Here is a 25800-nt window from a genome sequence, read left to right on the forward strand (position 1 = left end):
CGAAAAGACCTCCGTCAGCGAGACTCGTTGATTTGCCGTAGCCGCTTTCTCCGTCTCCATACGCCACCCAAAAAGACAGAAAACTACACAAATCAACGCCCTGTGAACAGCCCCTTTGTAACTGATTGATTGTGAACGGCTATTTTGGCATGTTCACGACGGTGGCATTTCGGGTTTGGTGCGATTGCCCTGGACCAACCACGCGGACGGGAACAAAGGCCGCTGGCAGGGAGGTGGCGGCCGCCGCCGGTGAGGACGGATTGTCGGCGGCGCCAACCTTCGTTACGCCGGCGCCCGCCTCGGCGGCCGCTTTGATCCAGCGCCTGACCAGGTTGGCGTTGAGTTGATTCCGCTGCGCAATCGCGGCCACTGAAATGCCGGGCACCTGACAGGCGGTGACGACCTGCGATTTGAATTCGGGGCTGTGATAACGGCGACGGCGCCGTGGGGCTTGTGTCGTTGGGAGCATAGTATCCACCAAAAATTAGTGGACACTATGCTCCCAAGCTTTCTTGCTGCGTTCAATGTGGTCGGGTTGGACGCTTACGGCGCAGATCACGGCCTGCGCGATTATCGAAGAGGCCGACGGAACGACTCGAATCGAGCAGCGGCAATTTGGTGCCTTCAAGAAGGACCGACGGGCACTGGCCGAGTGGGCAGCGGCCCTGCGGCCGGACGAAGTCGTAATGGAAAGCACCGGCATTTACTGGAAGAGTCCGTACGTCGCGCTGGAGACGGTCGGCATTCGTGCTCAGGTGGTCAATGCTCGGCACGTCAAGAACGTCCCCGGGCGCAAGACCGATGTCGGCGACGCGCAATGGCTGGCAACGTTGGCGCGCGCCGGTCTGTTGCGAGGCTCGTTCATTCCGCCGGCAAAACTGCGTGAGTTGCGCCTGATCTCGCGCCAGCGGCAGAAGTTGGTCGGGCAATTGGCCTCCGAGAAGAACCGCCTGCACAAGGTGCTCACCGACGGCGGCGTTCGCCTGGGCGTGGTGGTCAGCGATTTGCACGGGCAATCGGCGCGAGCCATGGTCAAGGCAATCATCCTCGGTCAAGCGCCGCAGGAGGTGCTGAAGTTCGCCAGTCGCGAGGAGTTGTTCGACGCCTTGCAGGGCGATCTGACCGACAGCCATCGCTTCGTGCTCGACGAATTGATGCGACACGTCGAGGAGATCGAGGCGCGCATCGCACGATTCGATGCCCGACTTCTCGCCGAACTCAAGGATCAGCACAACGCTCTCGCCCTGCTGCAAACCCTGCCCGGCGTCGACCTTATCGGCGCGGCCATGCTGCTGGTTGAGATCGGGGGCGATATGACGGCCTTCGGCAGTGCTGACCGCCTGGCCTCCTGGGTCGGCATCTGTCCGGGTTCGCAAAGGCAATCTCTACGTCCGCCGACTCCTTTGCGAATTCGCTCATGCGGCCAGCCGAACAAAGTCCGTCTTCAAGTCGAAGTTCCAATCGTTGATCGTCCGTCGCGGCGATAGGCGTTCCATCGTCGCCTTGGCTCACAAAATTCTGCGCACGATCTTCTTCATGCTCAAACGCAACGAACCCTACAGGGATTCCAACACCGATTACGAAGCCATCTCCGTTCAACGCAACGCCCCTCGCTGGATCAAGGCCCTCACTCGCTTCGGCTTTATCCCCGCCGCCGCCTGATTCGCCGCATCGTCATTTCGATGACCGTCTCCGGTCAGGCCTTTGCTCGCCTCGAATTCCGGTTCTTTCACGTTAAAGTTCGCCACTCTGAATCGCTCACAAGCGTTCGGGCAATGCCCTCTCACTAACACTCGTCACTTACACATAGCGCGCTCATGTGGCGTGGTGTATGTTGTGATGGATGGGGTTTTTTGCGCCAAGCGAGATGTTGCCGGGAGGTGGTGTTCATGGATGATTTCAAGCACTGTGCCTATCTAGATCCGATTCTGACGCGCTTTGAAAATCGTTCAGACTATCTTGTTCAGATTCTCCGGGAAGCGCAGGACTGTTTCGGGTATTTGCATCAGGACGCCATCGACTATCTTGCTACGAAACTGAACTTGCCGCGTGCCCGCGTCGAGGGGGCCGCGAGCTTTTATTCCTTCTTGCATCTGCAGCCGCCTGGAAGATACCGGGTACTTTTTTCCGACAACATTACTGATCGTATGCTCGGCAATCAGGCGCTGATGGAGCGATTTTGCCGCAATTTGTGGGTTGAGCCGGGAAAGCCGGCGGAAGATGGGCTGGTGAGCGTTGATTTCACGTCCTGTACCGGAATGTGCGACCAGGGGCCGGCTCTCTTGGTGAATGGCCATGTGCTGACGCGGATGTCTGTTGAGCGTGTCGACCGCATCAGCGAGTTGATACGGGGTAAGGTCGCGCTCACCGACTGGCCGCACGAATATTTCGTTGTTGCTGACAACATTCGCCGGCGAGATGTTCTCCTGGGGGGCGACTGGCAAGCCGGTGAGCCGATTCGCGCGGCGCTGGCGCGGGGCGCTGACGGCGTGCTGGCGGAAATGAAATTGTCCAACCTGCGTGGCCGCGGTGGTGCCGGATTCACTACGGCGGTTAAATGGGAATCGGCACGTCTGGCGCCGTGTCAGGGCGAGCGCGCGGAGCGCTACATTGTATGCAATGCCGACGAGGGCGAGCCGGGTACCTTCAAGGATCGCGTGCTATTGAACAGCTATGCGGATCTTTTATTCGATGGTATGACGGTGGCGGGGTTTGCCGTCGGTGCGACGAAAGGCCTTGTCTATTTACGCGGGGAATATCGTTATCTGTTACCGAAATTGCTCGCCAACCTTGAGCGGCGCCGAATTGACGGATTGCTTGGGACGACCGTTTGCGGCCAGGTCGGCTTCGATTTCGATATCGAAATCCATCTCGGCGCCGGCGCGTACGTCTGTGGAGAAGAAACGGCGCTGATCGAATCATTGGAGGGCAAGCGCGGCGTGCCGCGGGTGCGGCCGCCATTCCCGGTGACGCGCGGCTATCTGGGCCAACCGACGGTGGTCAATAACGTCGAGACGCTGTGCAAAGCGGCAACGATCGCCCTCAATGGCGGGGCGTGGTTCGCGGGGTTGGGCACCAAGCAATCGACCGGGACAAAACTGATTTCGGTATCCGGCGATGTCGAGGTGCCGGGGATTTACGAGTACCCGTTCGGCGTGTCGGTAGATAGGGTGCTGAATGATTGCGGTGCCGGCAATGCGCAGGCCGTGCAGATTAGCGGCGCTTCCGGCGTGTGCCTGGCCGTGCATGAATTCGGGCGTCGGATCGCCTTCGAGGACGTGCCAACGGCGGGGGCTTTCATGGTCTTTGGCGCGCATCGCGACATGTTCGAAGTAGCGCGCAATTTTTCCCACTTCTTCGCCCACGAGAGTTGCGGTTTCTGCACGCCGTGCAGGGTTGGCACGGCGCTGGTTGCCAAGCTGATGGATAAAGTTGCCAGCGGGAGTGGCTCGCAATACGACATCAACGAGATCGTCAGTCTGCAGCGCGTGATGCAGGCGGCTAGCCATTGCGGTCTCGGTCAGGCGGCGTGCAATCCGGTCATGGATACGCTGCAGAAGTTTCGTCCTGCTTACGAACGGCATTTGCGGGCGCTGGATTTCGAACCATCTTTCGATCTGGACGAATCGTTGGCGACGTCCCGGCAGTTGACGGGCCGGGACGATTCGGGGGCCCATTTCGGGCAGTAAATCAGGGAGTTCTGCCATGACTACAGGCACCATGCTGATCGACGGCGTACCCGTCAGCTTCGAATACGGCCAGACGATCATGGAGGCGGCGATGGCCGCCAAAATTTTCATCCCGCATCTTTGCCACCATCCCGAATTTACGCCACAGGGCAGTTGCAAGCTGTGCACGGTCAAGGCCAGTGGCCGCTACGTGTCGGCATGCACGATGAGTGCCAAGGACGGGATGGAAGTCGAGAACAACACCCCGGACCTCAACGACAAGCGGCGGACGCTGCTGCAGATGCTTTTCGTCGAGGGCAACCACTTCTGCCCGTCGTGCGAGAAGAGTGGCAATTGCATGTTGCAGGCGTTGGCCTATGAACTGGAAATGCTATCGCCGCGTTTCGAGCAGTTTTTTCCGAACCGACCGGTCGATGCCTCGCACCCGGATTTCCTGCTCGATTTCAACCGTTGCATTCTTTGCGAGCTCTGTGTGCGGGCCAGCCGCGATGTCGACGGCAAGAACGTGTTCGCGCTGGCCGGGCGTGGCATCCACAAGCACCTGATCGTCAACGCCCGCTCCGGCCAACTGGCCGATACCGATTTTTCGTTGCAGGACCGGGCCGCGCATGTCTGCCCGGTCGGCGTCATTCTGGAAAAGCGCAAGGGATTCGCCGTGCCGATCGGCCAGCGGCAATACGACGAGACGCCGATCGGCCAGCAGATGGACGAGCTGGCGGCGCGGTCGGCGAAAGCGGAGGAGTGAACTATGGACGCGATGGATGCGGTTGCCGTGAAACCCAAAGTGCGCGTTGCCACCACCTCGCTGGCCGGCTGCTTCGGCTGCCACATGTCGTTCCTCGATATCGACGAGCGGCTGCTCGAACTTGTCGAACTGGTCGAGTTCGACCGCTCGCCGCTCACCGACATCAAGCATTGCGGGCCGTGCGATATCGGCCTGATCGAAGGCGGCGTGTGCAACTCCGAAAACGTGCATGTGTTGCGCGAGTTCCGCAAGAACTGCAAGGTGCTGATCGCGATTGGCGCCTGCGCGATCAATGGCGGTCTGCCGGCGTTGCGGAACAGCTTTGATATCGGTCGCTGTCTGCAAGAGGTCTATCTGACCGGGCTTAACGTTGAAAACGGGCAGGTGCCGAACGATCCCGAGTTGCCGTTGCCGCTCGATCAGGTGCATCCGATTCATGAAGTCGTGCGTATCGACTATTTCATCCCCGGTTGCCCGCCGTCGGGCGACGCGATCTGGAAATTCCTGACCGATCTGCTGGCCGGACGCACGCCGCGGCTGGGGCATCCCTTGCTGCGTTTTGACTGAGGCGATTGAATCATGAGCTTCGAACTGGAAACCGCCCGTGCCGATGCCGGCAACCTGCGCCGCGTGGCCATCGATCCCGTCTCGCGCGTCGAGGGGCACGGCAAGGTGACGCTGCTGATCGACGACAACGACGAGATTCAGCAGGTGCGCCTGCATATCGTCGAATTCCGCGGCTTCGAAAAATTCATTCAAGGGCGGCCGTATTGGGAAGTGCCGGTCATGGTGCAGCGCCTGTGCGGCATCTGTCCGGTGTCGCACCATCTGGCCGCGTCGAAGGCGTTCGACCACGTCGTCGGCGCGCCGGTGCTGACGCCGACAGCCGCGGTCGTGCGCCGTTTGATGCATTACGGCCAGATGCTGCAGTCGCACGCGTTGCACTTTTTTCACCTCTCGTCGCCTGACCTGTTGTTCGGCTTCGCGAGCGATGTCGGCCGGCGGAATATCGTCGGCGTGGCAGCCGCCTATCCGGAAATCGCCAAGCAGGGCGTGCTGCTCCGCAAGTACGGGCAGGAAGTGATTCGCCATACCGCCGGCAAGCGCATTCACGGCACCGGGGCCATTCCGGGCGGCGTGAATCGGTCGCTGACGGTTGATGAGCGCGATGAACTGTTGGCCGGTATCGACCAGATGATCGCCTGGAGTCGCGAGGCGGTGGTCATGGTCAAGCGCCTGCATGCCACCGATCCGGTGCTCTACGACGATTTCGGCACCTTCCGCTCCAACCTCCTGTCGATTGTCCGCGATGACGGAGCGCTCGATTTTTACGATGGCGTCCTGCGTGCGCGCGATGCGGATGGCGGCATTCTTCTCGATGGCGTCGAGGCAAAGGACTACCACCAGTGGATCGGCGAGGAAGTGAAACCGTGGAGTTACATGAAATTCCCGTTCCTCAAACACTTGGGAACGGAAGCCGGCTGGTACAAGGTCGGGCCGCTGGCGCGCGTCCAGAACTGCGACTTCATCCCCTCACCGCTGGCCGAGGCTGAGCGACGCGAATTCATCGATTACGGCAAAGGACAATTGATCCACGCACCGTTGGCCTACCACTGGGCGCGCATGATCGAGATGCTGTACGCCGCCGAAACGATCAAGACGCTGTTGCAAACCGATGATCTGCTGGGCGGCGATCTGGTGCGCGAAGGGGCGCATCAGCCGGAGGGGGTCGGCATCATCGAAGCGCCGCGCGGCACGCTGATCCATCACTACGCTGTGGGCGACGATGATCTGGTGACCATGTGTAATCTGATCGTGTCGACGACGCACAACAATCAGCCGATGAACGAGGCGGTGCGGCGCGTTGCCAGGCAATATCTGAACGGACGCAAATTGACGGAAGGGCTGCTCAATCACATTGAGGTGGCAATTCGCGCCTTCGATCCGTGTCTGTCCTGTGCGACGCATGCGCTCGGCAAGATGCCGCTGCAAGTGGTTTTGCAGGACAGGGCGGGAAGCGAACTCGACAGGCTGGAAAAAACCGGCGCTGGCGAAATCTCGGGCCGAAGAGAATGAAGCCGATTCTGCTCTTTGCCATCGGCAATGAAAGCCGTGGCGACGACGCGCTCGGGCCGAGGCTGGCGCGAGAGATAGAGACTTGGCTGGAGAAATCGCAGGGGGATGCACCGGTCGAAGTCATCGAAGAATTCCAGCTGCAGATCGAGAATACATTGGATATGCTCGGGCGCGATCTGGTGCTGTTCGTCGATGCCGGTCAGGGGCGGGCGGCGCCTTTCTCCTTTTACGAAGCCCGTCCGGCGCCGTGCGATGCTCACACTTCGCACGCATTGACGCCGGAAGCGCTGCTTGGCGTATTCGACAAAGTGCATGCAATAGCGCCGCCAGCGGCGTTTGTGCTCTGCGTGGCCGGGGTTGGCTTTGGCTTGGGTGAGCCGCTTTCCGGTGCGGCTGCAAGCAATCTAGAACGGGCTACCGGCTTCTGCCGGCAACTGTTCGAGCAGCCGACGCCGGGCGAATGGCGGCGCTATACGGAGATCGATCATGCATGAAATGTCGCTGGCCGAAGGCGTGCTGCAGATCATCGAGGAAACGGCCGAGGTGGAGGGTTTTCAGGCGGTTCGCAAAGTGACGCTTGAAATCGGACAATTGGCCGCCGTTGAGCCCGAGGCGATGCGCTTCTGCTTTGATGCGGCGATGCGCGGCAGCCTCGCCGAAGGCGCGGAACTCGAAATCGTCGAGGTGCCGGGCAGTGGCTGGTGCGTCGAATGCGCGACGACGGTGCCGATGCCCGAAATCATCGCCGCCTGCCCGTATTGCGGCAACTGCCAGTTACAGGCGACCGGCGGCATGGAAATGAAAGTGACCTCGCTGGAAGTGGAGTAGGGAAAACAGCGAAAAACAGGAGAAATCGTCATGTGCACGACGTGTGGCTGCCAGAGCGGCGAGATTCATAACGATAACGACGAGCATGAACACGTCGGGCCGGATGGCCTCGTTTACCGGCACACGCACCATTCTCCCCATGGCCATGCGCGCGATCATGAACAGCACCGCAAGCATGCGCATGAATCGACCCGGCTGGTGCAGATCGAGCGCGACATTCTGGCCAAGAACAACGCCTTCGCCGCCGCCAACCGCCAGCGCTTCGAGCAGGACGGCGTGCTGGCGCTGAACCTCGTTTCCAGCCCCGGCTCGGGTAAGACCGCGCTGCTGGTGCGGACCATCGCTGCGTTGCACGATAAAACGCCGCTGGCCGTCATCGAAGGCGACCAGCAGACCAGCCTCGACGCCGAGCGCATCCGCAGTGCGGGAGCGCAGGCTGTGCAGATCAATACTGGCAAAAGCTGTCACCTTGATGCGCAGCGCGTGCAGGAGGCCTTGGGCGAACTGAACCCCTTGCCGGAATCCATCATGTTCATCGAGAACGTTGGTAACCTCGTCTGTCCGGCGGCGTTCGATCTCGGCGAAGCGGCGAAAGTCGTCATCCTCTCGGTCACCGAAGGCGAGGACAAGCCGCTCAAGTACCCCGACATGTTTCGCGCCGCGCGCCTGATGCTGCTCAACAAGTGCGACCTGCTGCCGCACCTGCAATTCGACGTACAGCAGGTGCTCGGTAACGCGCGCCGCGTCAATCCGGCCATCGAGGTGCTGCAAATCTCGGCGACGACTGGCGAGGGAATGGCGGCCTGGCTGGACTGGCTCAGGCGGGAACTCACCGCCGTACTGGCGAAGCGCAACGAGAGCATCGCCGCACTCAAGCGCCGTGTGGCGGAACTGGAAGCGCAATTGGAAACGCAACTTCGGGCGCAGCAGACGGCTGCCGAATGAGCGTTACCGTCATCGATTTGCCGATTGCCGCACCCGGCGTTCTCGCGCTCGGCGCCTGGCTGAAGAGTTCGGTCTGCGCCGTGCGCGGCAACACGGCGTTCGTTTCCGAAACGATCGGCGATCTGGTCGATGCCGGGGCGTGCGAGGCGCTGGAGCGGACGGTCGGCCAACTCTGTGCCGAGCAGCGCATCGAACCGGCCATCGTCGCGCACGACCTGCATCCCGATTTTTTCAGTACCCGGCTGGCCTTGCAGATTGCCGAGCGATGCGGCATGCCGGCGCTCGGCGTGCAGCATCACCACGCCCACATCGCCGCGGTGTGCGCCGAACATGGCGTGAGCGGTCCGGTGCTCGGGCTGGCGATGGACGGTGTCGGCCTCGGCAGCGATGGTCAGGCGTGGGGCGGCGAACTGCTGCGCCTCGACGGTGCGTGCTTCCAACGTCTCGGCCATTTGCAGCCGCTGCGTCTGCCCGGTGGCGACCGGGCGGCGCGTGAGACGTGGCGGATGGCGGCCTCGGCGCTGGCCAGTCTCGATCGACCGCACGAAATCGCGGCGCGTTTTGCCGATCAGCCGGCCGCGCCGACGGTCGCGGCGATGCTCGAACGCGATTTCAACTGCCCGCCGACGACCAGCCTCGGGCGCCTGTTCGACGCCGCCGCCGGTCTGCTCGGCCTCTGCCCCGTGCAGTCGTTCGAGGGCGAAGCGGCGATGGCCTTGCAGGCGCTGGCCGAACGGCACGGCAAGGTCGTGGCGTTGGCCGACGGTTACGCGTTGGGCGAGACGCTGGATTTTCGCCCGCTGCTGGCGGTGCTGGCCGGAGATGTCGATATCGGCTATGGTGCCGCGCTGTTCCACGCCACGCTGGCCGCCGGTTTGGCCGACTGGGTGGCCGAGGCGGCTGAACGGCAGGGGATTCGCCGGGTGGCCTGCGGCGGCGGTTGTTTCCTTAACCGTTTGCTGGTGCAGCGGTTGTTCGGCTTGCTACGCGAGCGCGGGATCGAGATGCAGACCGCCCGCCGCCTGTCGCCGGGGGATAGCGCCTTGTCGCTCGGGCAAGCCTGGGTGGCCGTCCAACATTTGCAGGAGAGATGAATCATGTGTCTGGCCATTCCGGCGCGCGTCGAGCAGTTGGTTGGCGACGACGTTGCCATCGTCGATTTCGGCGGCGTGCGCAAGGAGATTTCGCTGTCGCTCGTTGATAACGTCAATGTCGGCGACTACGTCATCGTGCATGTCGGGTTTGCCTTGCAGAAGCTTGACGTCGAGGAGGCGGAGCGGACGCTGGCGTTATTCGCCGAGATGAACGCAAGCCAAGCCTCGTCCGTATGAAATACATCGACGAATTTCGCGACGGCGCACTGGCGCGTCAGCTGGCGGCGGCGATTGCTGCCGAAGTGATGGGCGGGCGGCCGTACCGTTTCATGGAATTTTGCGGCGGCCACACGCACACCATTTCGCGCTACGGCCTTACCGATCTGCTGCCCGACGCAATCCGCATGATCCACGGACCGGGTTGCCCAGTGTGCGTGTTGCCTATCGGGCGTATCGATCAGGCCATCCGGCTGGCGCTGGAGCAGCGCGTAATTCTGTGCAGTTATGGCGACTGTCTGCGCGTGCCGGCGTCGGGCGGTTTGTCGCTGCTCAAGGCTAAGGCGCAGGGGGCGGATGTGCGCATCGTCTATGCCGTGACCGATGCGCTGGAACTGGCTCGGCGCAATCCGGACCGGCAGGTCGTCTTTCTCGCCATCGGTTTCGAGACGACGACGCCGCCAACGGCAGTGGCCGTTCGGCAGGCGGAGGCCGAGGGGCTCGCGAATTTCTCGCTGCTCTGCAACCATGTGCTGACGCCGCCGGCGATGCACGCGATTCTCGATCATCCCGCCGGGACGCGGCTTGACGGATTTGTCGGGCCGGCGCATGTGTCGACCGTGATCGGCAGCCGCCCGTATGAACCGTTCGCGCGTGAATACGGCAAGCCGGTGGTCATCGCCGGCTTCGAGCCGCTCGACGTGCTGCAGGCCATCCTGATGCTCGTGCGCCAGACCAATTCGGGCCGCGCCGAGGTGGAAAACGAATTTGTGCGGGCGGTGACGCCGGAGGGTAACCGCAAGGCACAGGCACTGATGGACGAGGTATTCGAGTTGCGCGACAGCTTCGAATGGCGAGGTCTTGGCACCTTGCCGCGTAGCGCCCTGAAACTCCGTCCGCGTTTTGCCGCACTCGACGCCGAGGCGCGTTTTGGCGTCGAGTATGTCGCGGTGCCTGACAACAAAGCGTGCGAATGCGGCGCCATCCTGCGCGGCGAGAAACGGCCGGCGGAATGCCGGATTTTCGGCTCGGCCTGCACGCCGGATCACCCGGTCGGCGCGTGCATGGTGTCCGCCGAGGGGGCTTGCGCCGCGCATTACACGTATGGGCGGTTCAGATCTGTTTGAGGTGAACCGCTTTCAACGCAGAGATCGCAGAGGTGCAGAGAACGCAGAGATTTCAAAACTCTGCGCTCTCTGTATCTCGGCCTCCCCTGCGTTGAAAGAGTTTTAATCGTTGGAGAAGTGAATGAAGCTGGATCTACGCCACGGACGCGTTGAAATGAACCACGGTAGCGGCGGTCGCGCCATGGCCGAGCTGATCGAGCAGCTTTTTGCGAAGGCGCTGTCCAATGATTATCTGGCGCAGGGCGACGATGGTGCGGTGCTGCCGGCGATGTCTGGCCGGCTGGTGATGTCGACCGACAGTCACGTTGTTTCGCCGCTGTTCTTTCCCGGTGGTGATATCGGCAGCTTGGCCGTGCACGGCACGGTCAATGACGTGGCGGTGATGGGCGCGAAGCCTTTGTATCTCGCGGCCTCGTTCATCCTGGAAGAAGGCTTTCCGCTCGCCGATTTGCAGCGCATCGTCGAATCGATGGCGCGTGCGGCGGCCGCGGCGGACGTACTGGTGGTGACCGGCGACACCAAGGTCGTGGAAAAGGGAAAGGGCGATGGCGTGTTTATCACGACGACGAGCGTCGGCGTGGCGCGCGATGGCGTCGAGCTGTCCGGAAACCGTGCCCGGCCGGGCGACAAAATCCTGCTCTCGGGTACGATCGGCGATCACGGCATGGCGATCCTCTCGCAACGCGAGGGGCTCAGCTTCAAAGCGCCCATCGTTTCCGATTCGGCGCCACTCAACGGCCTGATCGAATGCATGCTCGACAGCGGCGCCCAACTGCGGGCGTTGCGCGATCCGACGCGCGGCGGGCTGGCGACGACGCTCAACGAGTTGGCCACGCAATCAGGCGTGGGCATGCGGCTGGACGAAGCGGCCATTCCAGTCAAACCGGTCGTGGCGGCAGCGTGCGAATTTCTCGGCCTTGATCCCGCTTATCTTGCCAACGAAGGCAAGCTGATCGCCATTTGCGCTCCGGCGGATGCCGAGCCGTTGCTGAACGCGATGCGGCGTCATCCATTCGGGCGGGAAGCGGCGATCGTCGGCGAGGTCGTTGAGGATCGCCACCGTTTCGTCCAGATGACGACGCCTATGGGGGGGCGCCGCATCCTCGACTGGCTGAGCGGTGAGCCGCTCCCGCGCATTTGCTGAAAACCGGCAGGAATTGCAGGAATTGCAAGAGTCGCAGGAATTGTGGGGTGGGCGTGTCTATCATGGAAACGTTCGGAGGATCTGTGCGTGTTTCCGCCGGGTCTTCGCTTTTTCGAAAGGAGTTCGCCATGCGTAAAGAACGTAAAGGACGTAAAGGAATCGGCAAAAAAATCGCCAACCCTCTCGCCGTTGCGGCCCTCGGTCTATTTTGCGGCGCGTTATTCGCCGCCGAGCCCGGGGTGATGAAGCAGGAGTTCAATGGCACGCCCTTCATTTCGGGCGGCGTCGGTGAGGAGGAGCTGGAACAGATCAATGCGGCAAAAGGCGAGTACAACGTCCGCTTGCTGCTGGCCGAAAAGTCCGGCGCCTATGTGACCGGGGTTCAGCTTGCCATCTTCGATGGCAAGGGAAAGAAAGTCCTTGATGCGTGGGATGCGGGTCCGTACCTGCTGACGCGCCTTCCGACCGGTACGTATCAGGTGAGTGCCGCGTATGACGGGCAGACTCAGCAAAAGCGTCTGGACGTCCGCGCTGGAATGCCGCAAGCATCAATGGTGTTCCATTGGTAGCTCTGTGGCAGCGCTATCGCTTCTGGTACGGAGGTTCGTTGCATCCGCATGGTGTTTTATGTCTTTGTTTTTTATGTCATTGCGTTTTTTTATCGGGCAGTTGCCGGCTTGTGCAGAATCAGTAAAATCGCGCTTTCCGAGAATCGGTGCCGTTGTGATCCGACGTGCTGCTGCACGGTTCTTGCTAATGTTTTGTCTATTGGTTACAAGCCAGGATAGGTGCCATGAGCAATGTGATCTCCTTTAGCCACAAGCCGCTGCCCGACGAAGTTCCCGAGGAGGGGACACGCCGTTTGTTCAATGGGCTGGAACGGGTTTTTTACGACGGCTACTGGGTCAAGACCTATCCGGTGCCGGCCAATTCGCTGGACGCCAAGCGGCGCCTGATCGAGGCACTGACCCGGCGCCTGTTCAATCACACCGAACACGGGCTGAACGTGCCGGGCTTCCGGCTGGCCGAAGCGCGCAAGAGCTATGAAGCTGAAACCGACCCGGCGCGTCGACGGGTCAAGGCAGCGATGCTGGCTGGTGCGATGTTCAACCGGGCGACCGATATCTTCCGCAAACTCGTCGAACTGCAGGCCGAGGGCGTCGAAATTCCAGCCGACGATGGCCTGATGCAGGAGTGCGGAAAGTGCCTGATGGATGCCATGGAGCTCGGGCGCTTCGTTCTGCATCGCAGTGGCGAAGAGGGCATCGACGAACTGTGGGGCGAGCCGTTCCGTGCCTTTTCGGTGCCCGTCGAAGATTTTTATGAGAGCCGCTATATCAAGATGGGTCAGAGCATGCGGGATATCGACCGGATTGCCGATGCGATGGTGACGAATTTCTCGGCCATCCCGGCGTTTTCCAGCATCGAACCGCTGGTCCGCAAGTTTGCCGAGGCGGCGAGGGTCAAAACAGAAACCTTGCGCACTGACCCGGATATTTTCGATGTGTGGGCTGATCTCGTCAGCGCAGCCGAGCGCCTGGCCAATTTCGCGCCGCACCCGCAGCCTCACGCGCTGGATGATGCCGACTTCGTTCAGCACAACATTTCAGACGGCTTGCAGCTCATTCGCTGCGGACGTGACCTGATTTTCTATATCACCCGCGCGCGAACCCCCATGCCGAAGAGCACGCGCGAATACATCGATCGTTGCACCATCTATCTGGAAACCGGTCTGGCGCCGGTCATGCCGGCTCCGTTGCCGGCTTGACCAGCCCGCGGCTGGCGGTGATTGCCGTTTCAGGATTGGCGTCGTCGCCCCCGCTGTCGCCATTTCCTTCCTGGATGCATAGAAAGCAGAAAAACGAAAATCCAGGAGCAGTATTTTGAAATACGCATCGACGGGGTCTTCGTACTCTTCGATGAAATGCATCCCAAACGATACCGTTTGCAATAGACAAAAATAACTATCGCGGGATGAAAACAGGGGGCTCGGCGATTTTCGAGCCAGGATGGGTCAGGGAAAGCTCCGTCTGCGCGATCGGGATTCTTGCCCGCAGGATTGGGCTTTTTGCGTTAATAGGCGTAAATTGTCCAGCCGCTTGTGGCATTTGTTTCCGGGCGCGGTTGTCGAGACAGGTGATTTATGGCTAAGCAAAGAGAATTGGTTGGGGCGCACAGTTCTCACATTCTTGGGGGCGACGGCACTCCGGTTCTGATTCGACACCAACAATGGAAAGGTCTTGTCCTAGAGCGCAAGGAAATACCGATCCGAGCCGAGTGCGGGCCGCAGTTTTCCGGTATGCCGGTCGTGATCGCATCGCAGTATTCCCCCGGTCGCCGTTGGTACCGCTGTAGCGGTCAGACGCAGGAAGTCCCGATGGTTGCGCCAGGCATCGATACCTTGGGCGCCACCTATGAACGGGACTATGGCCGGTGGGAGTGTGATCCCGGCGGGGAAACCATTTGTTTGCGTTTGCCGCCGGACATCATCCAGCGCTATCTGCAAGAAGATGCATACCATTTCGACCTGGAAACGAAATACTCCTATCGGGATGATGTGCTGGTGAAGGCCATTTACGCGCTGGCCGATGAAATGCAGCGGGATTTTCCGAACGGCATGCTTTATGCGGAAGGAATGTCATTGATGGTCGTCGGCTGGTTGGCGCGGCATCATGCCCGCAAACCCGCGCAACCGGCCTTGCAAGCGCGGGTTTTGTCGGCCGTTCAGCAGGCGAAGGTGCGCGAACTGGTCGATACCCATCTCGATTCGGAATTGAGCGTTGAGCGGATGGCCGCCGAAGTGGGCATCAGCCCCTTTCATTTTTCCCGGTTGTTCCGGGCGACGTTCGGTGTGCCGCCTCACCGCTACGTGCTGCAGATGCGGATTGCGCGCGCGGCGCACTTGCTGCGTTCGCAGCGGCAGAGAACCGTGGCCGATATCGCGCTGGAGGTCGGCTTTGCCAGTCAGGCGCATCTGACGCATGCCTTCAAATGCCACATGGGACAAACGCCGGCGCGCTGGAGAACAGCTTGAGGCGTAGGCTGAACTGACTTTAGGCATCTCCGGATTTGTTTTTCAATCCGTACATATTCCTCAGAAAAGACCGATGCCAATTATTCATCCGCAGGATTTTTATCGCGCGCAAGCCCGCAAGGCGGCGTGGGCAAGCTGGATCGGGAGCGCGCTCGAGTATTACGATTTTTTCCTCTACGCGACAGCGGCGGCTTTGGTGCTGGGGCCGTTGTATTTTCCGGCGTCTGAGCCGGGGCTGACCGCACTGGTGACGCTCGCCTCGGTCGGTGTCGGCTATATCAGCCGGCCGGTCGGGGCATTGCTGCTCGGCCCTCTCGGTGATCTGTTGGGACGTCGGCTCGTATTGAGCATCACCTTGCTGTTGATGGGGAGCGCGACATTTCTGATCGGCATTCTCCCCACGTATCAGGAAATAGGTATTGCGGCTCCCATCGCTCTGGTGGTGCTGCGTTTGCTCCAAGGCTTTGCCGCTTCCGGCGAACATGCGGGCGCGAGTACGCTTGTGCTGGAACTTATCGGTACGAACAAGCGGGGTCTATACACGAGCTTTGCGCTCAGCGGTACTTTGGCCGGCCTCATTGCCGCGTCGATGGCGTTTTTGCTGGTTTCAACCTTGTTGACGGAAGAAGACCTGCTGGCGTGGGGATGGCGAATTCCGTTTCAGCTTAGCGCGATTGTGGTCGCCGCTGGGGTTTGGGTGCGATTCCGGTTGCCGGAAAGCCCAGCGTTTTTGTCCGAGAAGCGTACTGACAGTGATCGATCAGGGCCGTTGAAGTATTTGTGGCGCTACTGCAAGACCGAGATATTGCGTGTGGTTTTGGCGGCTCAAGTGTCTGTGGTCAGTAGCATTGTCGGCGTTTTTTCGCTGTCATGGGCCGTCAATCATTTGCACATTTCCCGGCCGACAATGCTTGGAATCACGTTGTCGAGCGCCTCGGTTGGCGTATTTGCGGTGCCTGCGCTGGCCTATTTGTCCGACCGTATCGGCCGTAAACCGGTTTTCATTTTTGGCGCAATGGGCTCCGGAATCCTGATCTGGCCCTATTTATGGGCGCTCGGTCAAATGAATATCCCGCTTGCGTTTCTCTTCGGCATCCTGCTGGCGGGCGTTGCCTATAGCGCGGCGAATGGTGTCTGGCCGTCTTTGTATAGCGAAATGTTCAGCACCAAAGTCCGCTTGTCAGGCATGGCCATCAGTACGCAAATCGGGTTTACGCTGGCGGCTCAGGCGCCGGCCGTGGCGGCCGTCCTGACGCGATACGATCCTTCCGATTGGATGCCTGTGGCGTTGCTCGTTACCGTCTCGTGCGCAATTTCCATTGCCGCCGTGTGTACTGCCACCGAAACGAGCCGGATAGAATTGTCGGAACTTGGCCGGAAATAGCGTGTTTCTTCGCGCCGAACATGAACGAAAGCTGATTGGTTAATGACCATAGACAATTCTAACGACCCGTATTTGCGAAGCATGAACCTTCTTGCCGGCGGGGTGCTTCTCTTGCTGCTTCTTGTGCTTGCTGGATTTCTCCGATATTCGTGGGTGGCGGAAAAAGAGTCGGCGATACGAGAGCTTTCGACGCCCCTGAGATTTGCCGCCCAGTATTGTGAAGGCTATTTCAAGCGTATCGAAAAGCAGCATCGAATATTGGGGCTTGAGTTATTGCAGCAAAACGGACAAGTGGCTCCGGATAAGGCGATTGTCATTTTGAATAACTACAAGGGAATTAATCATGACCAGCGGTGGTTTTCTTTAGTATCAGCAAGCGGTGAAGTTATTGCCGAGACAGATACGCAACTTAACAAGCAGAGACCCTATTTTTTGTCCGAAATACCGGTCAAGCAGCTACCGGATAAGCCAGCTCCTGATTTGCGACTGGAACTTGAAACCGTGGCTGATGCTGTTCCAGAAGAAAGTCTGGTACTCCCTTTCCGTTATGCGATTCGCGACAGTGGAGGCGAACTCAAGTATGTGGTTCGCTCACGACTGAGGCTCAGCATGATTCAGGATTTCTGGAAGACAGCTCTGATTCCGCAGGAATCGGTGATTGGTTTCATGCATCACCAGGGACATTTGATCAATAGCTACTCAGCGAATCCGGGAGGGCTCACCGGGAGAATGTTCAGCAATAGTGCGGAAGCGTTGGCAAGCTACCTTCAGGCCTCAGGGTTTCCGACCAGCGGCTCTGTCGAGATACCTCGTGACGGAATGGATTGGAATCTTTTGGTCATGTATCAGAAATTGACCTACTATCCCCTCACCGTGTTCGTTAGTGTCCCCATGTCTTATGTCGGCGTTGGCTGGTGGGGCAGGGTGAAAATTCCCCTGATTCTGGCTTGTGCCCTGTTTGCGGTAGGTTTTGCCGCTTACCGGTTAATGCTCTCCAAACATGTAGCCGAGCGTCGTTTTTTTCGCAGGCAGACGCAGCTTAAAGACGTTGCTCAAGGCATCCTGACAGCGCAAGAAGAGGAGCGCGCGCGCCTCTCGCACGAGCTTCACGATGAAGTGGGTCAATCGTTGACGGCGCTGAAGATTACCCTCAACCGTGCCCAACAAAACCTGGCCAACCATGAAAAGGCATCCGCCCTGCTTGGAAGCGGGCAAGAAATGGTCGAAGAGATGGTGGGCGGGATACGGGAAATCGCCTACCGCCTGCGCCCCTCCGAGCTTGACCAGCTCGGGCTGGTGGCGGCGCTCCGTTCCCACATTGACAAGACCATCCGGCCGCTCTTTCCGAATGTCGCCTTGTCGGAAAACGTCGGCCACCAGCGCTTCAATCACGACCTCGAACTCTGTTGCTTCCGGATTGCCCAGGAAGCCCTGACCAATTGCCTGCGCCACGCCAAGGCGACGCAGATCGACGTTTCCCTGGATTACCAGGCCCCCCGGCTGACCCTCGCCATCAAAGACAACGGCGTCGGCTTTGACGCCGCATGCTACTCCTCGGCGCAAGCCGCCTCCGGCTCGCTCGGCCTTATCGGCATGCGCGAACGGGTGGCCGCCAACGGCGGGCAACTCTGGATCGTCGCCTTGCCCGAAGGCGGCACCCAAGTGACCGCCCACTTCCACCAGATTGGAGAACTTTAATGGCCACGCGCATCGTCGTCGTCGATGACCACCGGCTGGTAAGGGCCGGCATCGTCGCCCTGCTCGAAGACATTCCCGAAGTAGAAATCGTAGGCGAAGCGTCGGACGGCACACAAGCCTTGAAGACGATCGCCGAACTCGAACCTGACTTGCTGATCCTCGATCTGTCGATGCCTGAAATGTCCGGATTCGAAGTACTCGAGCGGATTCACGAAACCCACCCGCGCGTGAAGGTCATCATCCTCTCCATGCACGACAGCGCCGAGCACGTCCATCGCGCCCTCAAACTGGGCGCTTCCGGATACCTGCTCAAGGACGTACTGCCGGACGAACTGGTGCTGGCGATCGACGCGATCAAAAAAGGCCGCACCTGGCTCTCCTCCGCCATCTCCAAGACCGTCATCGACGGCTACCTGGGGCGGAACGGCGAGGAGGGCGCTTTGTCGCCGCTCACCGAACGACAGAACCAGGTCTTGAAAATGATCGCGGAAGGTCAAAGCACCAAACAGATCAGCGGCCATCTGAACCTGAGCGTCAAGACGATCGAGACCTACCGGGCGCAGATCATGGAGAAGCTCGATATCCACGATATCGCCGGCCTCGTGCGTTATGCGATCCGCCAGGGGATCGTTCCGCTCTAAAACCCCTATGGTGATCGGGGATTTCGAAGTTGAATTCGGGGAACTCCCTGATGCCCGTTTTACCTTCTCACTACTACGATGTTTTCCGCAGGGCGTGCGCAGTTGAGTCCTGCTTTCCTTTTCGATGATGGTTTTGTCGGGAAACGAAGTTTGTTTCCATGACTGAAGTTGATTTGTGAAGGGAGTTGGTGGCGGGGTGCGTGCGGCGTGCCGCAAGCGGCCGGCCAGACAGAGAGGTCCTCGATGGATTTCTCAACAACATCGATCAGCAGAGGGTGAAATGACAGAAAAAACAAAAGGGGACGTTGAGGTAGCTCAACAGTCGCAATCGACTGGATTCGACAGCATTCTGACCGGGAAAATCTCGCGCCGCAGCTTCGCCAAGCTGCTTGGGATGCAGACAGTTGTTGCTTCCACGGTAACGCTTTCGGGTTGTTTGGGCGGCGGAAGCGATTCGGACTCCGATAGCAGTACCTCCGATGCGGGCACACAGCCGCTCACGCGTGCCGCATTTGTCGCCACGATTTCCGACCACTTCAACTGGATCCATTCGTCCGAATACATTGACGCCTATAAGGCGGTTCAGCCGACCTTCGTTGACGTGATTTACGGCGCAACGCCGTATGCGAAGCAAATCGAGACCGCCCTGGAAGAGTCGATTATCAGCAACTCTCAGGGCTATTTTTATCCGACAGAGAACATTACCCGCGAGGATGCAGCCGACATTTATGTGAAAGCGTTCAAGATTCCGGCCGCGACTGGCAATCCGCTGAGCGGATTCACTGACGCCAGCACGATCAGTGCCAGTAAGCTAAATAGCGTCAAGGCGATTGTCGCGGCGGGCTACATGAGTGGCACGAGCACCACGCTGTTCTCGCCGAAGGGTACGTTGTCGGCCAACGACGCCAAAACGATCCTGGCCAAGATCACGTCTTCCCTGGTGGCGCCGCCGCAGGTCATGTGCAAGCCGGGAACCACGGCTCCCCGGCGCTACGTAGCGATTTCGACTCCGACAGAGGGGGCGACGATCTATTACAGCTACACCTACGACGGCAGCGAACCAGCCGACCCGACAAGCGCCTCGGCAAGCTACGACTTCAGGCAAAACGGCGTACTCCAGTTCGTCAATCCCTTGTCATCAACGACGAATTCCCGGCTGTACCGCCTTAAGGCGGTGGCGATGAAGAATGGCATGGCAACCAGCGCGATTCGTGAGTTCTCATGGAACATCGTTCGCCCAAATACGGGGGCATTCCAAGCCAAACTGGTACATGCCGGGACGAGTACCAGTCCGACGGTATGGAAGATCAACAACCCCGCCGAGTTTTATCAGGCGCATGTTTTTTACATCGAGGGTTCAGCGCGCGGCGTGGTGTTTGATGCCGGCGAATACGGCTATCAAAAAGCCAACATGAAGGACTTCATCGACTCAATCGCCACCAAGCCCTACGACATGGTGCTTGGCCACAACCATCCTGACCATGCCGAACAGGTTTACAACTTCACGTCGGCTGGCATCACGTTGTATGCCTCGGCTATCGAAAAGGCTTCACTGATGGCCTCGAGTCGAGCGGACTTCCAAGCGGCGGGTGCCGCCGCTGTTGCCATCAACGACGGTCAATCGCTGGATCTTGGTAACGTCCAGGTTACGGCGTTCAATGCCCCGGGACATACCAACGGCCTGCTCACTTTGTTGATCAATCAGACCGGCTGGGTTTACGCCTCGGACCATTTCTGCTGCAACCGTGCCTATACGGCCGATACGACCCAATACAACGGAGTAAAGGTCGATCTGATGGTGTCGCTGAACCAGCAACTTGTGGCCAATTACCTGAAGAGCAGTTCCAGCGGATTGCTCAACGAGGTGACCAATGCCCACCAGGAAGTTCCCGTCGGCATGGAAGGCGTCAGGAATTTCCAGAAATGTTTCCAGCAGTTGGTCGATCAAGGCGATGCAGTGTCGGCGCCTTCGATTCGCGGTGGTGTTGCGGGTAATTCCCGAATGTCCCTCGTCTCGTCGTACTCCACACCCTTCGAGGGAATGTGGCGGGACAAGAACTGGATGGCCGTTGGCAACCCACTGGGCAGTGGCTGGAACAAGCCCGTCGACTACTTCACTGCACCCACGACGGCTTATCCCTGCGGTGCGACGATCGACTACAACACGGCCGACGGTTACAAGAAGTACTCGGTGCTGAGCAACGTCGAAATCAGTGGAGGTACGCTGGTTGGCGTCGATGTTTACTGGGCGGCTCCCTCCAACGGCGTGCCAAACAAGCTGTCGAACAAGTTCGATCCCTGGACCTACGCGTACACGATCAACGTTCCGACGGCGACGAACAGCATCACGTTCAAGCCGACGGCGATGTCGAACAAGATCACGTCGATGAAGGTCAATGGTTCGGCTGTGACGCAGGGTTCCAGCGTGACCTTGTCGGTGTCTGCCGGAACAAGGATTACGGTGAACATTATTGCGGCCGACGGAAGTACATCGAGCTCTTATACCTTCACGGTGGCGAAGGTTTGAGCGCTGGCGGGGCGGTAAGCCCCTGATCCATCGGGTGGTAAAGGATCGCCTGATTCGCGCTGAATCAGGCGATCTTGTGAATGGATCGGGAACGTCCGCCCGCTATTCTCGTTTGTTGCAAGTGCGATCTGGTCCGTATGCGGGTCGATGAATTGATTTTCAGGGGGAAACCATGGGTAGTTTCAGCATCTGGCACTGGATGATCGTCTTGGTCATCGTCATGCTTGTTTTTGGTACAAAGAAGCTGCGGAATGTTGGCGAAGACCTCGGCGGGGCGGTCAAAGGCTTCAAGGAGGGCATGAAAGAAGCCGAATCCGTCAGCAATGCGGGTGGCTTGCCGCCTCAGCATTCCCGCTTTTAATCCATGTCAGGGTCAGGGATTTCGAAGTGAAATTCGGTGAAGTCCCCGATGCCTGTTTTATCTCCTCGCCACTACGATGTTTTCCACAGGGCGTGAGTAGTTGAGTCCTGTTTTCCCTTTCGATGAGGTTTGGTCTGGAAACGAAATGCGTTTCCATGGTTGAAGTCGATACGTGAAGGGAGTTGGTGGCCGGTTCCATCCAGTGCGTTGCGGACGACCGGCTATACAGAGAAGGCCTTGCCGGACTTCTCAATAACATCGATTAGCAGAGGGTGAGATGAAAGAAAAAACAAAGGGGGACGTTGAGGTAGCTCAACAGTCGCAATCGGAAGGCATTTTCTCGGAAAAAATCTCGCGCCGGAGTTTCGCCAAGCTGTTGGGCGCGCAAACGCTGCTCGCCTCCGCAGTGACCCTGACCGGGTGTGGAGGAGGGGACGACGATGATGATCCAGCAGCGAGTTCGGATACCGATACCGGCACTCAACCGCTGACGCGCGCCGCGTTCGTCGCGACGATCTCGGATTACTTCGACTGGGCGCATTCGTCGGAATACATCGACATGTACAAGGCGGTGCAGCCGACCTTTGTCGATGTCACGATGGGGGTGACTGCCTACGCCAAGCAGGTTGAAACGGCCCTGGAAGAATCGATCATCAGCAATGAGAGCGGCTACTTCTATCCTGAGACGCTCATTACCCGTGAAGACGCGGCGGACATGTATGTCAAAGCCTTCCGGATTGCCGCCGCAACGACAAATCCGTTGTCGGGCTTTACCGATGCCAGCTCCATCAGCAGCAGCAAACTCGCCAGCGTCAAGGCCATTGTCGCCGCCGGTTACATGAGCGGTACGAGCACGACCCTCTTTGCGCCAAAAGGCAATCTGACGGGCAATGAGGCGAAGAAAATCCTTGATGTCATTACATCCGCGCAGGTTGCTCCGGTGCACTCCCTGTGCAAGCCTGGAACCACGGCTCCGCGGCGCTATACCACCTATTTCTGCCCCACTCCCGGAGCGCAGATTTATATCACCGAAACGACGGATGGATCGGAGCCACCCAATCCCGATACGACATCGACAACGCAGACGATTACGCCTATGTCGATTACGAATGCGTACTATGCGGGCGCGACCATCAAGTACGATTTCACGACGCTGGGTTCCCGGCAGTACAAGTTTGGCGGTTTGAACGCGACTGAGGGTGGGATCAGAACGGTCCGGGTGAAAGCCGTGGCGGTGAAGAGCGGCATGAAGGCGAGTGCTGTCCGCGAATTTTCGTGGGTGATTTATCGCCCGAAGAATTCCCCGTTCGAGGCCAAGCTGGTGCATGCCGGAAGCGCGACCGAGCCAAAGGTCTGGAGGATTTACAACCTCACCGAATCCGTTCAGGCGAACGCCTTCTATGTCGAAGGCAGCACCCGCGGCATGCTCGTCGATGCGCTCGAACTGGATGTGGCAGGCGGTGCAACTTCTTACAACCCCGGCAACTACAACCTCAAGACCTTCCTCGACAGTATTGCCACGAAGCCCTACGACGTGTTGATCGGGCACTATCATGGCGACCACTCCGCCCATATGGTGAATTTCACCAGCGCCGGGATCAATTGCTACGTTAGTGCCCAGTGTCAGGCCGAATTGCTCGTGCAAACGAGTGCTCAGGCGATTAACAACCGGTGGGCCGAAGCCGCCTCATCAGCCTATTGCAAGGTGCTCACCGACGGCCAGGAATTCCCGCTGGGTAACGTGACGTGCTCGGCATGGCAGACGCCGGGGCACACGAATGGCCTGACGACCCTGCTCGTCCATGAGCCGGGTTGGGTTTACGCCTCGGATATGTGGGGTTGCAACCGTCCATACACGTCAGATACCACGTACTATGGCCAGATCAAGTCCGACCTGTTCCTGTCGATGTGCCAGCAGGTGCTGGTGAATTACCGGAAGAAGATTCCGTCCGGGATCATTACCGAAGTTACCAATGCGCACCAGGAAGCCCCGGTGGGCATGGTCTGCATCAACAACTTCCTGCAGTCGTACCAGAATCTGGTTGACAACGGCATTTCAGCGGTCAAGCCGTCGATTCGTAACGGCACGAAGGGAAATAACGGGATGCTCAACGTCGGTGACCCGTGGCGGAACAAAAACTGGATCGCCCTTGAGCCCGGTCAGCAAGTTTCCGCTACGGCATTGACGATCCTGAGCTCGCCGACCAATTCCACGTTCCGGCCGGCCTCCGCGCCGATTCCGGTCGACTACAACGCCGCCGATGGTTACAAGAAATATTCGGTACTCAGCAACATCGAGATCAGCGGTGGTGATTTGGTCGGGGTCGATCTCTACTGGGGAGCGCCGCAATCGAACGGTACCGGAACGGTGGCCTGTAAAGTACCGAACAAGTTCGATCCCTGGACGTATGCCTATACGATCAACGTTCCGGTGGCAAACGGCAGCATCACGATCAAGCCGACTGCCATGTCGAACAAGATCAAGTCGATGAAGGTGAATGGAAACACGGTTGCACAAGGGGCAAGCACCACCGTCTCCGTTTCCGCCGGCACCAAGATCACCATCGACATTGTTGCGGCAGACGGAACCACGTCGAGCTCCTATACCTTCACGGTTGCAAAGGTTTAAGCATCGTCGGGGTGATTAACCCGCGGTGTTTGTGGCTGTAAAGAGGAGCGCCTGATTCGACGCGAATCAGGCGCTCTCGTGAATGGGGAAAAAACTGCTGTTCACGTTTAGTGCAATCCGAATACGGTCAGTGGCCGGGTAGAGGAATTGATTTTCTGGAGAACACTCATGGGTAGTTTCAGTATCTGGCACTGGGTGATCGTGTTGGTCATCGTGATGCTCGTCTTCGGTACCAAGAAGCTTCGCAACATCGGCGAAGACCTTGGCGGTGCGGTCAAAGGATTCAAAGAGGGGATGAAGGAGGCTGAAACAGCGAGTAATGCTGGCGAGTTGTCCCTTCAGCCGGTCTCCGGTGGACAAACCATCGAGGGCGAAATCCGGGAAAAAACTAAAAGCATGCTTTAAGGTAAGGGCGCGTTTGCGCCCTTACGCCAGGCGGCCTTTTCGGCTATTCGATTTCCCTTATGTAGAGTGCCTAAAAAATGTTCGGCATCGACTTTTCCGAATTGATCGTTATTGCCATCGTCGCGCTTGTGGTGATCGGCCCTGAACGCCTGCCCCGTGTCGCCCGTACGGTCGGGCATCTGTTCGGACGCACACAGCGTTATGTCAGCAAGGTGAAGGCCGACATAAGTCACGAGATGCAACTCGACGAACTCCAGAAGTTAAAAACCGAAACGCAGGAATCGCTACGCGCTATCGAAAATGGTATTTCCCGGGAAATACAGGCGGTAGGGCAGGCCGGGGCCGAAGCCGTCCAGTCGGCCGATTCGATGCTTCAGGAGGCCACGCCGGGCATCCTGCGTTCCGCAAAACAAAAATGAAAGGGGCGAGTGTCCGATGAGTCAACTTGAGGAATCTTTTCTCGGCCATCTTTTTGAACTGCGCGACCGTCTCATACGGTCGTTGCTTTCTGTGGGGCTGGTTTTTATTTGTCTTTTCCCTTGGGCAAAAGACCTTTATTCGCTTCTTGCCCAGCCACTTCTGGCGTCGTTGCCTCAGGGCGGTCAAATGATCGCGACCGACGTGATCGGCGTTTTCATGGTGCCGATGAAGGTGACGCTCATGGTGGCCTTCCTGATCGCGTTGCCTTTTGTGCTGTACCAGGCGTGGGCATTCGTGGCGCCCGGTCTGTACTCGCATGAAAAGCGCCTGGCGGTGCCGCTTGTCGCGTCGAGCGTGATCCTGTTCTTTGTCGGGATGTCTTTTGCGTATCTCTTCGTTTTCCCGACCGTGTTCGGGTTTATGGCCAAGGTCGCCCCGGACGGCGTGGCGTGGATGACCGACATTGAAAAATACCTTTCCTTTGTGATGGGCACCTTTATGGCGTTCGGCATGACGTTTGAAATGCCGGTGATCGTGATTGTCCTTGTCAGAATGAATATCGTCGGACTCGCCACGCTCAAGGAGTGCCGCTCATATGTAATCGTCGGCGCGTTTGTTCTGGGGGCCATATTGACTCCGCCGGACGTCATTTCGCAGCTCATGCTGGCGATCCCGCTTTGGCTGCTCTATGAGCTTGGGATGCTGGTGGCGCGTTTCACCGGTTGTGAAGGTGGCGTAGCCACTTGATGGCCTGATAGCAATACTATGAAAAAAAATGACGCTGCTGCCCCCTACGGACGGGGAATGAACCTCTGGGCGGGCCTCGTCCTTTTTTTT

24 protein-coding genes and 1 pseudogene are annotated in these 25800 nt (G+C 58.9%); 24 read left to right on the forward strand and 1 reads right to left on the reverse strand.

What is annotated here, in order from left to right:
* Positions 1-139: 139 nt before the first annotated feature.
* A complete protein-coding gene (locus tag GH659_RS12785) occupies positions 140-469 on the reverse strand; it encodes a transposase (protein ID WP_153111826.1) in 330 nt (109 codons plus the stop codon).
* A 27-nt stretch (positions 470-496) separates the two neighbouring features.
* On the opposite strand from GH659_RS12785, the pseudogene GH659_RS12790 reads away from it, so the two are divergent.
* The 24 genes and pseudogenes from GH659_RS12790 (at position 497) to tatC (ending at position 25710) form a co-directional block, all read left to right on the forward strand.
* A pseudogene (locus GH659_RS12790) lies at positions 497-1662 on the forward strand (IS110 family RNA-guided transposase).
* Positions 1663-1889: 227 nt separating this feature from the next.
* Positions 1890-3689, forward strand: coding sequence for an NAD(P)H-dependent oxidoreductase subunit E (locus GH659_RS12795; protein WP_153111827.1), 1800 nt, complete (start codon positions 1890-1892; stop codon positions 3687-3689).
* 16 nt (positions 3690-3705) lie between these two features.
* Positions 3706-4434 carry a 2Fe-2S iron-sulfur cluster-binding protein gene (locus tag GH659_RS12800; RefSeq protein WP_153111828.1) on the forward strand — a complete coding sequence of 243 codons (729 nt, stop codon included), beginning with the start codon at positions 3706-3708 and terminating at the stop codon, positions 4432-4434.
* Positions 4435-4437: 3 nt separating this feature from the next.
* The gene (locus tag GH659_RS12805; protein WP_246167846.1) at positions 4438-5001 is read left to right on the forward strand and encodes an NADH-quinone oxidoreductase subunit B family protein; all 564 of its coding nucleotides are present in this window, start codon (positions 4438-4440) and stop codon (positions 4999-5001) included.
* A gap of 12 nt (positions 5002-5013) precedes the next feature.
* A complete protein-coding gene (locus tag GH659_RS12810) occupies positions 5014-6510 on the forward strand; it encodes a Ni/Fe hydrogenase subunit alpha (RefSeq protein ID WP_153111829.1) in 1497 nt (498 codons plus the stop codon).
* Positions 6507-7004, forward strand: a complete 498-nt coding sequence (locus GH659_RS12815) for a hydrogenase maturation protease (protein ID WP_153111830.1) — start codon at positions 6507-6509, stop codon at positions 7002-7004. Before GH659_RS12810 ends, GH659_RS12815 begins: the two co-directional genes overlap by 4 nt.
* Entirely contained in the window at positions 6997-7338 is a 342-nt protein-coding gene (hypA, locus tag GH659_RS12820) for a hydrogenase maturation nickel metallochaperone HypA (RefSeq protein ID WP_153111831.1), read from the forward strand. The genes GH659_RS12815 and hypA overlap by 8 nt, the downstream gene beginning before the upstream one ends.
* A 30-nt stretch (positions 7339-7368) precedes the next feature.
* Positions 7369-8283 (forward strand): hydrogenase nickel incorporation protein HypB, encoded by a 915-nt coding sequence (gene hypB, locus GH659_RS12825; RefSeq protein ID WP_153111832.1) that lies wholly within the window; start codon positions 7369-7371, stop codon positions 8281-8283.
* Positions 8280-9377 (forward strand): Kae1-like domain-containing protein, encoded by a 1098-nt coding sequence (locus GH659_RS12830; protein ID WP_153111833.1) that lies wholly within the window; start codon positions 8280-8282, stop codon positions 9375-9377. The genes hypB and GH659_RS12830 overlap by 4 nt, the downstream gene beginning before the upstream one ends.
* Positions 9378-9380: 3 nt before the next feature.
* On the forward strand, positions 9381-9614 hold the full coding sequence (locus tag GH659_RS12835) for a HypC/HybG/HupF family hydrogenase formation chaperone (RefSeq protein WP_153111834.1): 234 nt from the start codon (positions 9381-9383) through the stop codon (positions 9612-9614).
* Positions 9611-10720 (forward strand): hydrogenase formation protein HypD, encoded by a 1110-nt coding sequence (gene hypD / locus GH659_RS12840; RefSeq protein ID WP_153111835.1) that lies wholly within the window; start codon positions 9611-9613, stop codon positions 10718-10720. The genes GH659_RS12835 and hypD overlap by 4 nt, the downstream gene beginning before the upstream one ends.
* Before the next feature lie 121 nt (positions 10721-10841).
* Complete coding sequence (gene hypE, locus GH659_RS12845) at positions 10842-11864, forward strand: hydrogenase expression/formation protein HypE (protein WP_246167847.1); 1023 nt, start codon at positions 10842-10844, stop codon at positions 11862-11864.
* Positions 11865-11992: 128 nt separating this feature from the next.
* On the forward strand, positions 11993-12433 hold the full coding sequence (locus GH659_RS12850; protein ID WP_153111836.1) for a carboxypeptidase-like regulatory domain-containing protein: 441 nt from the start codon (positions 11993-11995) through the stop codon (positions 12431-12433).
* Between the two features lie 224 nt (positions 12434-12657).
* Positions 12658-13632, forward strand: coding sequence for a hypothetical protein (locus GH659_RS12855; RefSeq protein ID WP_153111837.1), 975 nt, complete (start codon positions 12658-12660; stop codon positions 13630-13632).
* 609 nt (positions 13633-14241) lie between these two features.
* Positions 14242-14898 (forward strand): helix-turn-helix domain-containing protein, encoded by a 657-nt coding sequence (locus GH659_RS12860; protein ID WP_170285888.1) that lies wholly within the window; start codon positions 14242-14244, stop codon positions 14896-14898.
* A 73-nt stretch (positions 14899-14971) separates the two neighbouring features.
* Positions 14972-16282: an MFS transporter gene (locus GH659_RS12865; RefSeq protein ID WP_153111839.1), complete on the forward strand. Its 1311-nt coding sequence runs from the start codon at positions 14972-14974 to the stop codon at positions 16280-16282.
* Positions 16283-16324: 42 nt separating this feature from the next.
* On the forward strand, positions 16325-17980 hold the full coding sequence (locus GH659_RS12870; RefSeq protein ID WP_153111840.1) for a sensor histidine kinase: 1656 nt from the start codon (positions 16325-16327) through the stop codon (positions 17978-17980).
* A complete protein-coding gene (locus GH659_RS12875; RefSeq protein WP_153111841.1) occupies positions 17980-18621 on the forward strand; it encodes a response regulator in 642 nt (213 codons plus the stop codon). The genes GH659_RS12870 and GH659_RS12875 overlap by 1 nt, the downstream gene beginning before the upstream one ends.
* Positions 18622-18796: 175 nt before the next feature.
* The gene (locus GH659_RS12880; RefSeq protein ID WP_153111842.1) at positions 18797-21148 is read left to right on the forward strand and encodes a cadherin-like beta sandwich domain-containing protein; all 2352 of its coding nucleotides are present in this window, start codon (positions 18797-18799) and stop codon (positions 21146-21148) included.
* Positions 21149-21320: 172 nt separating this feature from the next.
* Positions 21321-21509, forward strand: a complete 189-nt coding sequence (gene tatA / locus GH659_RS12885; protein WP_153111843.1) for a Sec-independent protein translocase subunit TatA — start codon at positions 21321-21323, stop codon at positions 21507-21509.
* A gap of 277 nt (positions 21510-21786) precedes the next feature.
* Complete coding sequence (locus tag GH659_RS12890; protein WP_153111844.1) at positions 21787-24138, forward strand: cadherin-like beta sandwich domain-containing protein; 2352 nt, start codon at positions 21787-21789, stop codon at positions 24136-24138.
* 168 nt (positions 24139-24306) lie between these two features.
* Positions 24307-24543 (forward strand): Sec-independent protein translocase subunit TatA, encoded by a 237-nt coding sequence (tatA, locus tag GH659_RS12895; protein WP_153111845.1) that lies wholly within the window; start codon positions 24307-24309, stop codon positions 24541-24543.
* A gap of 77 nt (positions 24544-24620) precedes the next feature.
* Positions 24621-24962: a Sec-independent protein translocase protein TatB gene (gene tatB / locus GH659_RS12900; protein ID WP_153111846.1), complete on the forward strand. Its 342-nt coding sequence runs from the start codon at positions 24621-24623 to the stop codon at positions 24960-24962.
* A gap of 16 nt (positions 24963-24978) precedes the next feature.
* On the forward strand, positions 24979-25710 hold the full coding sequence (tatC, locus tag GH659_RS12905; RefSeq protein ID WP_153111847.1) for a twin-arginine translocase subunit TatC: 732 nt from the start codon (positions 24979-24981) through the stop codon (positions 25708-25710).
* Positions 25711-25800: the final 90 nt, after the last annotated feature.

The organism is Propionivibrio limicola (genome assembly GCF_009469695.1).
Lineage (GTDB): Bacteria > Pseudomonadota > Gammaproteobacteria > Burkholderiales > Rhodocyclaceae > Propionivibrio > Propionivibrio limicola.

What these genes read in the sequence shown, in the direction of transcription:
- GH659_RS12810 (WP_153111829.1), top strand. Translation starts at nt 5,014, where the DNA reads ATGAGCTTCGAACTGGAAACCGCCCGTGCCGATGCCGGCAACCTGCGC.
- GH659_RS12850 (WP_153111836.1), top strand. Translation starts at nt 11,993, where the DNA reads ATGCGTAAAGAACGTAAAGGACGTAAAGGAATCGGCAAAAAAATCGCC.
- GH659_RS12875 (WP_153111841.1), top strand. Translation starts at nt 17,980, where the DNA reads ATGGCCACGCGCATCGTCGTCGTCGATGACCACCGGCTGGTAAGGGCC.
- tatA (WP_153111845.1), top strand. Translation starts at nt 24,307, where the DNA reads ATGGGTAGTTTCAGTATCTGGCACTGGGTGATCGTGTTGGTCATCGTG.
- GH659_RS12805 (WP_246167846.1), top strand. Translation starts at nt 4,438, where the DNA reads ATGGACGCGATGGATGCGGTTGCCGTGAAACCCAAAGTGCGCGTTGCC.
- GH659_RS12815 (WP_153111830.1), top strand. Translation starts at nt 6,507, where the DNA reads ATGAAGCCGATTCTGCTCTTTGCCATCGGCAATGAAAGCCGTGGCGAC.
- tatC (WP_153111847.1), top strand. Translation starts at nt 24,979, where the DNA reads ATGAGTCAACTTGAGGAATCTTTTCTCGGCCATCTTTTTGAACTGCGC.
- GH659_RS12795 (WP_153111827.1), top strand. Translation starts at nt 1,890, where the DNA reads ATGGATGATTTCAAGCACTGTGCCTATCTAGATCCGATTCTGACGCGC.
- hypA (WP_153111831.1), top strand. Translation starts at nt 6,997, where the DNA reads ATGCATGAAATGTCGCTGGCCGAAGGCGTGCTGCAGATCATCGAGGAA.
- GH659_RS12800 (WP_153111828.1), top strand. Translation starts at nt 3,706, where the DNA reads ATGACTACAGGCACCATGCTGATCGACGGCGTACCCGTCAGCTTCGAA.
- GH659_RS12855 (WP_153111837.1), top strand. Translation starts at nt 12,658, where the DNA reads ATGAGCAATGTGATCTCCTTTAGCCACAAGCCGCTGCCCGACGAAGTT.
- hypD (WP_153111835.1), top strand. Translation starts at nt 9,611, where the DNA reads ATGAAATACATCGACGAATTTCGCGACGGCGCACTGGCGCGTCAGCTG.
- tatA (WP_153111843.1), top strand. Translation starts at nt 21,321, where the DNA reads ATGGGTAGTTTCAGCATCTGGCACTGGATGATCGTCTTGGTCATCGTC.
- GH659_RS12830 (WP_153111833.1), top strand. Translation starts at nt 8,280, where the DNA reads ATGAGCGTTACCGTCATCGATTTGCCGATTGCCGCACCCGGCGTTCTC.
- GH659_RS12835 (WP_153111834.1), top strand. Translation starts at nt 9,381, where the DNA reads ATGTGTCTGGCCATTCCGGCGCGCGTCGAGCAGTTGGTTGGCGACGAC.
- hypB (WP_153111832.1), top strand. Translation starts at nt 7,369, where the DNA reads ATGTGCACGACGTGTGGCTGCCAGAGCGGCGAGATTCATAACGATAAC.
- hypE (WP_246167847.1), top strand. Translation starts at nt 10,842, where the DNA reads ATGAAGCTGGATCTACGCCACGGACGCGTTGAAATGAACCACGGTAGC.
- GH659_RS12860 (WP_170285888.1), top strand. Translation starts at nt 14,242, where the DNA reads ATGGTTGCGCCAGGCATCGATACCTTGGGCGCCACCTATGAACGGGAC.
- tatB (WP_153111846.1), top strand. Translation starts at nt 24,621, where the DNA reads ATGTTCGGCATCGACTTTTCCGAATTGATCGTTATTGCCATCGTCGCG.
- GH659_RS12785 (WP_153111826.1), bottom strand. Translation starts at nt 469, where the DNA reads ATGCTCCCAACGACACAAGCCCCACGGCGCCGTCGCCGTTATCACAGC.
- GH659_RS12865 (WP_153111839.1), top strand. Translation starts at nt 14,972, where the DNA reads ATGCCAATTATTCATCCGCAGGATTTTTATCGCGCGCAAGCCCGCAAG.
- GH659_RS12870 (WP_153111840.1), top strand. Translation starts at nt 16,325, where the DNA reads ATGACCATAGACAATTCTAACGACCCGTATTTGCGAAGCATGAACCTT.
- GH659_RS12890 (WP_153111844.1), top strand. Translation starts at nt 21,787, where the DNA reads ATGAAAGAAAAAACAAAGGGGGACGTTGAGGTAGCTCAACAGTCGCAA.